The organism is Desulfotomaculum sp. (assembly GCA_003513005.1).
Taxonomy (GTDB): Bacteria; Bacillota; Desulfotomaculia; order Desulfotomaculales; family Nap2-2B; genus 46-80.
The window spans coordinates 1-9,401 of the sequence record DOTD01000091.1 but is presented as its reverse complement, the minus strand read 5'-3'; the positions used below and the strand labels follow the sequence as shown (position 1 = coordinate 9,401).

The following is a 9,401-nucleotide window of genomic DNA, read 5'->3' as shown; positions in this document are numbered from 1 at the left end:
CCCCCGCCATATTCTCAAATACATAGCCTGCCTCTTCCATCCCGGCAACCGCGCCGATCAGGCCAATTCCCTTAACTCCGCCGCCTTCAAAAACGCCATCTGCTTTAATCGCTATTTACCTCCCGGAATTTTTACATAAAATAATTATTCATAGTAATAATTTGGATATCTGTTTAAAGAATCCTTTGGAAATTACTGCCATATACCTTAAAAATTTAAGATTATGTATGAAACTGGCGAACGATTGTGTGGCAGAAGGGGAGGAAAGACCGGACAATATAAAAAACGGCCTAAATGCATCCAACAAATCCGTTGCCGCGTTCGTGTGAGCGGCGCCAAAGCTGTGCCTACCCGGGTTCACTGAATAATTATTATTAAGCACATCAAGATCAAGTTCTATGTTCGGTATATCTGAAATTTCAATAGTTTTATAATATCCTTAATTGTAAGGTGTCGTGGGAGATATTGCAGTGGAATCAATATCAGATTGTCAATCTGAAAAAGGACTGAATGCCAATCCAAGCTTTTCAAATGCCTGCTTAGGCGATTCATCCTTTGTTACGATTACCTCAACATTGGCATTCGAAAATACATAATGTGGACCTTTACTCTCAAAATTATTTTTAACAAGTACAAAATCAACCATGTTTTTCACTAGGAATTCTGCCGCTAAAATTCCCTTGCCTTTTTCAATCTTTGTATATGGATTGTTAAGAATATCAATCTTGATGACAATCTTCTTTTCCGCATTAAATGTTACAAACATAAATAGTGGCGCCTCGCCAAAATGTGGGCTGATTGATATTTGGTCATCAGATAAAGGTAATGCATAAATAATTTCTTCCTTTTGGGTAGGTTCATAATGGATAACAACCTTATCAATATTCTTGATTTCATTCTTGATATGACTCTCAATATTATCTGCAATAAAATAAGCCTTATCTAAGTTATGTGTTTTTATCATAATACTAACTTCGATGAATTTGAATCTCCCGGAATTTCGTCCAGTTAGAGCTTTAAGTTTAACGACCTGAGGTGTACCCAAAATTATCTTTTCAATCCTGCTCAGAGTTTCGTAATCTACGGAAGCATCTAATAAAACCTTTGCTCCATCAATTAATATTCGGATGGCGGTCCTGGCAATAAATATAACAACAATCAAAGCTCCAATTTTATCTAATTGAAAACCTATAGTGCTGGAAATAACAGCAAATAAAACAATCAAATTACTTAAAACATCTGTTAGCATATGTTGTGAATCTGCTATTAGAATTGGAGAGTTTATTTTCTTTCCCATTTTCCGCTCATAATTTGAAAATAGGAAAGTAATCATTATTGCAACTAATAAACTTATAATGGCGAGTCCTGAATTTTTTAGTTCAGTTATATCAGTATTTATAACATCTAATATTATTTCATAGCCTGTATATAAAATAACTGTAGAAATAACAACAGACAGCAAGTTCTCAACTTTATAAAGCCCATAAGGAAATGACTTTGTCTTGCGCTTTGCGATCTTTAATCCTGCAAATACAGTTAAGGATGCAATAAAATCGGCAAACGTATGAAAAGCTTCTGCCTTCAATGCAATGCTTCCAGTAGCAGATGCGGATGCATATTTAATTCCGAAAATAAATAGATTAATAATAATTGCAAGGAGTGCAATCCTTTCGCTCTTCTCCATAATAATCACTTCCTTCCCTATTGATGCCAGGATATCAATTATTTCAGTCTATAAATATCATATTCCCTGTAATTTATTACAACTACTTTTTTGTCTTGCTTTAGTTTATTGAAAATCATTTCAATCTTGCTGCATCCTCTTGATTGTAAGAAAGCTGCGATTTCAAATTGATTCATTGGGTGACGCTTAATGATGCTGAGAATCGCCTCATAATCATCCTTAATTTCACTATGAAAGCCTTGTGATTCTAAAAGGTCAATTGAAATACCTCCCAAAATTTCTGCTGCGTGGTTCATTTTTTCATGTTCCACAACCTTAACATATGACTCAGCAGGCGGGCGTACCAGTGTGTTCAGATATAACTTATCATACTTTATTTTCTTAAGCGTTTCGGCATATTTATTCAAACTCATATCGTCATCATTAATACCTTTCATGAGCATGATTTCAATCCATAACTGCCCTCTGTATTTATTTGAGAAATCTTTCAAACCTCTAATCACTTCTGAGAATTTTAAACTTCCATATGGCCTGCTGATCTTTTTAAAAGATAATTCATCGTACGCATCCAATGTAGGTAAAACTATATCCGCATTAAAAAGTTCTGCTTGCACCTGCAACTCATATAGAAGAGCTCCGTTCGTGATGACCGCCACTGGTTTATCCGTTCTTTTATGTATCTCTTCTATAAGCTCTCCAAGACCTAAATATAAGGTGGGTTCTCCCTCTCCTACTATAGTAACGACATCAAACGAAATATTATTCTGTAAAACTTTGTCTAACTCTTCAATAATATCCCCGACCGGATAAAACAGTTGCCGGGTATTAGTCATACGGTCAGTTCTGCCTAATTGACAATAAATACATGAATAATTACATGCCTTCTTCGGTATTATGCTAACTCCCAAAGATAGACCAAGTCTCCTGGATGGTACCGGGCCATAAATATATTTGAATTCTATCACACAAACACTTCCTTGCTATATTTCCAATGGGGTACCGGTGATAAGAAAGATTACCAATGGACTAGAATACACAAGAGCCGTCCCCCTGTATACCATATATACCATACCCCTGTATACCATATGCGTAAATCTTTTTTATAAATAGCTCTGTTTCCTTTTAGTATGAGGTTTGATAGAAATAGCTATATAGATGGCCAGATAGCCTATTGCTGAAAGAATCACGATAGCCGCACCGGACGCAATATTAAAAACATAGGATATCCATAGTCCGGCTAAACAAAAAAAGCTGCCAATAATTACCGAAAATACCATCCTTGACTTCAGGTTTTTTGCTAGTAGTCCGGCTATAGCTGTTGGTGCTGTAAATAAAGCAAGAACCAGAATAATTCCGACAACACGTATTAATACCACAACTGACATTGCAATCAATATAAAGAGCAGATATTCAATAAAAGCAGTCTTTATTCCAATAATAGCTGCGAATTCCTCATCAAACATATAAGATTTCCAATAATTAAATAGTAATGTTATTACAAGTACTACTATCAGTGTGAGGACTGCCATTAAATATAGATCTGTTCTGGTTACCGACAATATGCTTCCGAACAGATAGGAAGACAGATCGGGTGGATACCCCGGCATCAATGCAATAAATAAGATGCCAAGCGCCATACCCAAAGACCAAAAGAGCCCAATAACAACATCAGAGCGTGTACCGCCCTTTCTTCTGATATAGCCTATTCCCAAAGCTGCTAAGACAGATATAAAAAAGGCGCCTATAATAGGCTCAAAACCAAGAAGATACCCCAATCCTACACCTCCGTATGAAGTGTGAGCTATCCCCCCACTCATCATTACAAGCTTTTTTTCAACAATGATTACTCCAATAATACCGCACACAATACTGGCAAAAATGCTTGCAATAAGTGCATTGTAAACAAATTGGTACTGGAATATAGATAATAACATATCATTCGCTCTCCTCATGCTCTTTTAATACCCTATGTGGTACCCCATGCGCTATAAGGTCTATGGGGCAGCCATACAAAGCACTTACTACCTCTTCATTAAGTTCGGCGCCTCCATGATAAACCAGTCTTCTGTTAAGGCATGCCAGGGTCTTTACATGGGATGATACGGCAAAAAGGTCATGAGTAACCAAAAGGATGGTCATGCTTTTGTTGAGCTCATTTAGCAGAGAAAATATCTGGTCTCTGGAGCTTACATCCACGCTTGCAGTAGGTTCGTCAAGAAGGAGGAGCCTTGGCTTTACAGCGAGAGCCCTTGCTATAAGCATTTTTTGAAACTCTCCCCCAGACAGTTCGGAAATCATTCTTCCCTTGAGCTTGTAGATGCCGATTCTGTCAAGCAGTTCATCAGCCTTTTCCCTATCGCTTTGTGTATATCTATGAAAGAGGGTAAATGCGGAGGTAAGCCGTCCTGTCAAAACAACCTCATGAACGGTGATAGGAAAGCTTTTGTCAAGCACTGTAATCTGAGGCACATAACCAATCAACCGTCCTGTTTTACCAGGCCTTTTGCCGTAAATTTCTATTTTACCGGATGCCGGAGACACTAAACCAATAATTGCTTTTAGCAGGGTAGTCTTTCCTCCTCCATTAGGCCCGATAATACCCAAGTAGTCACCGTCTTCAACATTAAGAAAAACACCTGCAATTGCAGGCGTTTCCCCCCCGTACTTAACCGTCAAGTTTTCGATACAGACTGCTTTTCCAGAGCAATCTGTATTATAAATATTATTTAAGGTACTCATTTCATAACCTCTGCCATCAGCTCAGCCATATTCTTCAGATTATCTATATAGTTCGGTGCAAGCGGTGCAAGCTGAACCGTTTTTCCCCCTATTTCTTCAGCAAAGGATTGGGCCTGATTACTGGAAATTTCAGCCTGGTAGAAAATCGCCTTGATATTTTCCTTCTTTGCCAAATCTATCATTTCTTTCAGTCTTTGTGGAGTAGCTTCCTTGCCATCCTGCTCCAGAGCGTACATCTGAAGGCTGTAATCATCAGCAAGATAACCGAAGGCCGGATGGAATACGATGAACTTCCTATCCTTAACACCATCAAGCGCCTTCTGAATTTGTTTATCAACATTATCTAGCTCTGTTATATATTTCTGTGCATTCTTTTCATATTTATCTTTGTTTTTTGAATCAAATTGACTCATTTCGCGTGCTATAGCCTGCACCATTACCTTTGCCCTTTTAGGTGAAAGCCATATGTGAGGATCCCTTTCCCCAGGAGCCAATTCTCTATCAGCATATACCTTTACTACATCCTCCTGAAGCTTGATGATTTTCATGTCTTTTACTTCCGATGCTTTAGGTATAATGTTTGCTGCTTCTGTAGGCACTCCTATTGCAAAGTACAATTTCGCCTTGCTGAACTGCTCCATCTCTTTGGGAGTTGGTTCATAATTTGCCGGGCTGTTTCCTGGCGGAACCATGACTATCACCTCTGCCAAGTCACCGCAGACTGCTTCCACAAAGGTTTTCTGGGGCACAATGGATACCGCTACAATCGGTTTTTCTTTAGTATCCGTCGCAGTTTCTTTGTTTGCACAGCCTGCCATAATAGAAAACACCAGAGTAAGCATTATCAATACTGCAATGCTTAATAAACCTGTTCTCTTCATTCTGTACTCTCCTCGTTTTGCCTAAATCATTTCCTATTTTGCAAATGCAAAGCGTTTGCAATTATAAGATAGATTTTATTACAGCAAAAAGGATATGTCAATGATTTTTCGATTGATACGGAGACACTGATATCCTTTCCAACAATCTTACCAGCATGTAGTTCTGCAATATGAATTAAGTCATGAAATCTCACCAGGCGCTCATATTTCCGAAATACAAAACCACCCATAAACATCACTGGTACAGGCAGCAATATTTCTTAAAAGCTTGTATTCCAAGCGTTTCAGAATTCTATACTATATCTACACGTTCCATCAAACATAATGTCTCGACATGCCTGGTCCAGGGGAACATGTCCACCGGTTGCACTTCTTTCACCAGGTATCCGTTACTGTTCAACCAGCCCAGATCCCTGGCCATGGTGCCGGGATCGCAGGAGACATAAACAACTTTCGGCGTCTGCATGTTCAATACCTCATCCAGGACTACGCGGCTGCAGCCGCTGCGCGGGGGATCCAGAATAATCGTGCCGGGGATGACACCCTTTTTAGCTAGGGCGGGAAGTGTTTTTTCTACTTCTCCCGGCAGAAATTCGGTATTGCTTATTCTATTTAAAGCTGCGTTTATTCGGGCATCCTTTACCGCAAGGGGATTATCTTCCAATCCATAGATTATTTTTGCTTTTTTCGCCAGATACAAAGCAATCGCGCCCACACCGCTGTACGCGTCTATAACAGTCTCCGTTCCGGTAAGCGAGGCGTATTCAAGTACTTTATTGTTCAAAGCCAGGGTCTGCGACGGATTGACCTGAAAAAAAGAAGACGGCGAAATGCGGAAAGTAAGGTGTTCCAAGCGATCGGTTATGTGATCGCTTCCGGCCAGGCATCTGACCCGTCTCTCTGTAACTGCCCCTGATTGTTCTCCACTGGTACAGCGCATTACGGAGGCAATCCCGGGGCACAAAGTAATCAGCTCTTTGGCAAATGCTTTTTCCTGCGGCCACTGTCCCGCCCCGGTAAACAGCGCGGCCATAATTTCGCTGCTGTGTATGGATTTGCGGAGGACGACATTATTAAAGAAATGGCTTTTGTGTTTTTGTTTCATTTCATATGTTTTAGGAGTGTACTTGTTCAAAAGTCCTGCAATGACTGCCGCGGCCTTATTTAAGTCCCTGTAAACCAGCAGACAGTCCTGGTTTTCACAGTCTGTTTTTATGGCGGACCTGGCCAGTTTATGGGAGCTTTCTTCATAAAAGCCCAGCTTGTATGTTCCGCCGAAATTATCTACGTGAAAGCCGGCTTTATTTCTATAGTGCCAGGGGTAATCCATGCCTGCCGTATCAAGCACTTTTACATCCTTTAATCCTGCAATGCGGGAAAGGCTGTCTCTTACCAGTCCGGTTTTCAGCTTGAGCTGTTCTTGATAATCAATATGCTGAAGCTGGCAGCCGCCGCAGGTTGAAAAAAGAGGGCATTCAGGCAGCCGCCGGCTGGGGGAGCTCTCGATAATCTGGAGCAGCCTGCCCCTGGCAAAGTTCTTTTTTAATTCAATTACTTCTGCAGAAACTGTATCCCCCGGCATTGTAAAGGTAACAAAGACAGCAACGCCGCAATACCGGCCCACACCCTCACCGGCATGGTTGAGTCCGTTTATTTGCAGGTTGATTTTTTCCGCTTTTTTTAAAGGCATACTTTTACTTGGCAATGTTAAAGCCTTCAATCATTTAATTGTATCTGTCCTGAAAAATAACTTATATCAGGGAAGTCAACTGCCTACGTGCTCATGTTCGCTTTTTACACTGACACCGCTCAGATAACCAGTGGAGAAGGCAATCTGCAAGTTAAAGCCTCCCGTTAAGGCATCCACGTCAATCACCTCGCCTGCAAAGAACAATCCCCTGACTATTTTAGATTCCATACTGGAAGGATTGATTTCATTCGTATCAATACCTCCTGCCGTAACCATGGCTTCATTCAGCGGGCGGGCGCCTTTTATCGTGAGGGCAATCCTTTTTAAGCTGTTCGCCAGCTTTTCCCTTTCTTCTTTGGTGATCTGGTCCACCTGTTTAAGGATGTCAATTCCGGCAAAAACCTGGAGCAGAGGAAGCATTTTCTGGGGAACGAAATCGCCTAAAGCATTTTTTAAGTATTTACCGTGGTTTTTCTTAAAAATTTCTATTAATTGGGCATTAAGCTGCGTTGTAGAAATTGACGAAAAAAGATCAATTCTCAAAGCAAGAGAAGAAGGGGGGCATTTATTAATCAAGCTGCTCAGCTTAAGGATGACAGGGCCGGAAACCCCGAAGTGGGTAAAAATCAACTCGCCGGTCTGTTCGGCTATAACCTTTTCTTCTAATACCGCTTGTACATTTACCGCCTGTACATTTATATTTTGCAGAGAAAGCCCCTGCAACTGCTTAACCCATTTTCCCCCGGCAACCAGAGGTACCAGGGCAGGGCGGGGAGGCGCTATAAAATGTCCAAGCGTCCTGGCCATCCTGAAACCATCCCCTGCAGACCCGGTCTGTCTGTACGATAACCCGCCTGTGGCGATAAGCACGTTTTCACCGGCAACTTTGTTGTTATCTGTAATAACGCCGGTAACGCGGTTATTTACGGCAAGCACTTTTTTTACGGCTGAGTTAAATCTTATTTCAACCTTGCTTTTATGCAAGTAGTTATGCAAAGCCTTAATTATTTCTTCTGCCCGATCCGAAGCGGGAAAAACGCGGTTATCGTCTTCTACCTTTGTTTTTACGCCCAGAGAGTTAAAAAAAGAAACCAAACTATGGTTATTAAACCTGTTCAATGAAGCATGGAGGAATCTCCCATTGTTCACAATGTTGTCCATGAAGCTTGCCGGATCGCAGAGATTGGTAAAATTGCACCTCCCGTTTCCGGTAATGGACAGCTTTTTACCGAGCCTGTCGTTCTTTTCCAGTAAAACTACTTTCAAACCCCTTTGGGCAGCTGCAGCGGCGCCCATCATACCCGCCGGCCCGCCGCCCACGGTAATCAAATCATAATACATAGTTAAAAGCCTCAAGCTTCTTTTATTCGGATAAAAACATTATAAGCCAGATTCTTAAAAAATAAAAACCAGGCAAAACTTTATAAGAAGCGCCTGATTTTACAACTTCGTCAAGTTCTAGATTGGCCGGAATAACCGGATTATTGCCTTTTAAGCAGTTTATCGAGATACATATTATTATCGGCTTCTTTATAAAGTTCGTTTATTCGCAAGGGTTTCTCAGCGCTTTGATGACCCACGGCAGATCCGACAGAAATACTTAATAATGGTTTTTTGCCACTGGAGTTGTACTCATCTACTGCTTTTCTTATTCTTGTTACCGAATGTTCTACATCTGTTGCTGTACTGTCCGGCAGAAAAACTGCAAATTCGTCTCCCCCGATTCTGGATACAACATCGCCTTCCCGAAATGACCACTTGATTAAGTCTGCGGCCAGCTTAATGTGTTCGTCTCCCTGATTATGCCCGAAACTGTCATTGACAAGTTTAAGGCCGTCGATATCGCAAACTATAATGCCGACTGAAAAATGACGTCCTTCCTGGAGCCGGTTCATTTCCTGCTCAAAATAATTCCGGTTGTATAATCCGGTCAGGGAGTCGTGCAGACTTAAAAAGGTCAGCTTTTCTTCAGTCTTTTTCCGTTCTGTAATATCCGCCACAAAGGCCAGGGCGCCGATAAAACGGCCTTCCTTATCCTGGATGGGCGATGTTTCCAGGCTTGTATAAACGGTCTCCCCATTTTTATGCAGGAATTCAAAATCATGCTGTTCCTTAATTCCTTCAGCACGGCGTTTCATATTTATCATTGCATAATTGATGTTTTTTTCGTCCATGAAACAAAAAAGTGATTTACCCAGCATTTCCTCTGGTGTGTACCCGAGAATATCAGCCATGCGCCGGTTCACAAAAGTTGTTACCCCCTCAGAATCTATGGACCAAATTCCTTCCCGGGCGTTCTCAACCAGCTGCCGGTATTTGTTTTCGCTTTGGAGAATCGATTCCTCCATTTGTTTGCGTTCTGTAATATCGTTGGTAATAACAATTGTAGCAGCCTACGTTCTTTGGC

9 protein-coding genes are annotated in these 9,401 nt (G+C 41.1%); all 9 read right to left on the bottom strand.

The window, feature by feature from the left end:
* On the bottom strand, positions 1-109 hold a 109-nt coding region (locus DEH07_11695), incomplete at its 3' end, for a phospholipase (GenBank protein ID HBY05143.1).
* Positions 110-490: 381 nt separating this feature from the next.
* A complete protein-coding gene (locus DEH07_11690) occupies positions 491-1,684 on the bottom strand; it encodes a cation transporter (protein HBY05142.1) in 1,194 nt (397 codons plus the stop codon).
* 38 nt (positions 1,685-1,722) lie between these two features.
* Positions 1,723-2,649, bottom strand: a complete 927-nt coding sequence (locus DEH07_11685; protein ID HBY05141.1) for a radical SAM protein — start codon at positions 2,647-2,649, stop codon at positions 1,723-1,725.
* Positions 2,650-2,784: 135 nt separating this feature from the next.
* Positions 2,785-3,618: a hypothetical protein gene (locus DEH07_11680; protein HBY05140.1), complete on the bottom strand. Its 834-nt coding sequence runs from the start codon at positions 3,616-3,618 to the stop codon at positions 2,785-2,787.
* Between the two features lies 1 nt (position 3,619).
* Positions 3,620-4,423, bottom strand: coding sequence for an ABC transporter (locus tag DEH07_11675; protein ID HBY05139.1), 804 nt, complete (start codon positions 4,421-4,423; stop codon positions 3,620-3,622).
* Positions 4,420-5,304, bottom strand: coding sequence for an ABC transporter substrate-binding protein (locus DEH07_11670; protein HBY05138.1), 885 nt, complete (start codon positions 5,302-5,304; stop codon positions 4,420-4,422). Before DEH07_11670 ends, DEH07_11675 begins: the two co-directional genes overlap by 4 nt.
* A gap of 292 nt (positions 5,305-5,596) precedes the next feature.
* Positions 5,597-6,994 (bottom strand): 23S rRNA (uracil(1939)-C(5))-methyltransferase RlmD, encoded by a 1,398-nt coding sequence (locus DEH07_11665; GenBank protein HBY05137.1) that lies wholly within the window; start codon positions 6,992-6,994, stop codon positions 5,597-5,599.
* A gap of 75 nt (positions 6,995-7,069) precedes the next feature.
* On the bottom strand, positions 7,070-8,335 hold the full coding sequence (locus tag DEH07_11660) for an aminoacetone oxidase family FAD-binding enzyme (GenBank protein ID HBY05136.1): 1,266 nt from the start codon (positions 8,333-8,335) through the stop codon (positions 7,070-7,072).
* Positions 8,336-8,475: 140 nt separating this feature from the next.
* Positions 8,476-9,342: a hypothetical protein gene (locus DEH07_11655; GenBank protein HBY05135.1), complete on the bottom strand. Its 867-nt coding sequence runs from the start codon at positions 9,340-9,342 to the stop codon at positions 8,476-8,478.
* Between the last annotated feature and the right edge of the window lie 59 nt (positions 9,343-9,401).